General features: G+C 79.6%; 1 protein-coding gene. It reads left to right on the top strand.

All coding sequences use genetic code 11. The annotated features are described in order from the left end of the window. On the top strand, positions 1 to 1021 hold a 1021-nt coding region (locus HLB09_RS19600; RefSeq protein ID WP_281359510.1), incomplete at its 5' end, for a transglycosylase SLT domain-containing protein. Positions 1022 to 1165: the final 144 nt, after the last annotated feature.

Raw genomic sequence — 1165 nt, 5'->3', positions numbered from 1 at the left:
CGCTCGACGTCCTCGCGCGGCGACCACCGCCTCCGGCCGCACCCCCGCGGCCCCCGCCGGCGCCACCGCCACGACCGCCGGCGCCGGCGGCTTCTCCGACCTCCTCGCCGGGCTCGTCGAGGGGGGTCCCGCCGCCCGGGCGGCCGGGGCGTCGCCCTCCGCCCGCGGCGGCGCGAGCGGGGACGACGTCGTCGCCGCCGCCCGCACGTACCTCGGCGTGCCCTACCGCTGGGGCGGCACCGACCCGGCGACCGGTCTCGACTGCTCGGGCCTCGTGCAGCGGGTCTACCAGGACCTCGGTGTGCAGCTGCCCCGCGTGGCCAAGGACCAGGGGACCGTGGGCGCCCCCGTGCCCGACCTCGCGTCCGCGCGCCCCGGGGACCTCGTCGTCCTCGACGGCGGCGGCCACATCGGCATCTACGTCGGCGACGGGAAGATGCTCCACGCCCCGCACAAGGGCGACGTCGTCAAGATCTCGACGGTCTGGGAGACCCCCACGGCGATCCGCCGCGTGCTGGGGGAGGGCGGCTCGACGGCCGGCACGACCGGCGCGGCCCACGCGGCGGGTGCCGGGGGGACGACGGCGCTCGACGCCGGGGCCGCGCGCCCCAGCGCGATCCGCAGCGCCGTCTCGGCCGACGTGCGCCGCTACGAGCCGCTGTTCGCCGCCGCCACCGAGCGCTACGGCCTGCCCGCCGGCCTGCTCGCCGCTGTGGCGCAGCAGGAGTCGGGTGGCAACGCCTCGGCCGTCTCGCCCGCCGGTGCCCGCGGACTCATGCAGTTCATGCCCGCCACGGCCCGCGGCCTCGGGGTCGACCCGATGGACCCGGCGTCCGCCGTGGACGGCGCCGGTCGTCTCCTCCGCCAGCACCTCGACCGCTACGACGGGTCCGTCCCGCTCGCCCTCGCCGCCTACAACGCCGGGCCCGGCGCCGTCGCCCGCTACGACGGCGTGCCGCCCTACCGGGAGACGCAGCAGTACGTGAAGAAGATCACCGCAGCCCTGGGCCTCGCCGCGTGAGCGCCGCACCCGTGACGGGCCGCGGCCCGTCCTGCACGCTCCCCGGCCCCTCGGGCGAGGTCCCGCGCCGCGGCGGCGGGGACGGCGGCTTCGCCGAGCTCCTCGCCGGCCAGGCGCGCGCCGGGGCCGCCCCGGACGACCGCC

It is taken from the genome of Pseudokineococcus marinus (assembly GCF_013004605.1).
GTDB classification, from domain to species: domain Bacteria; phylum Actinomycetota; class Actinomycetes; order Actinomycetales; family Quadrisphaeraceae; genus Pseudokineococcus; species Pseudokineococcus marinus.
The sequence above is the reverse complement of the archived record's forward strand: the minus strand, read 5'-3'. Positions and strand labels throughout refer to the sequence as shown.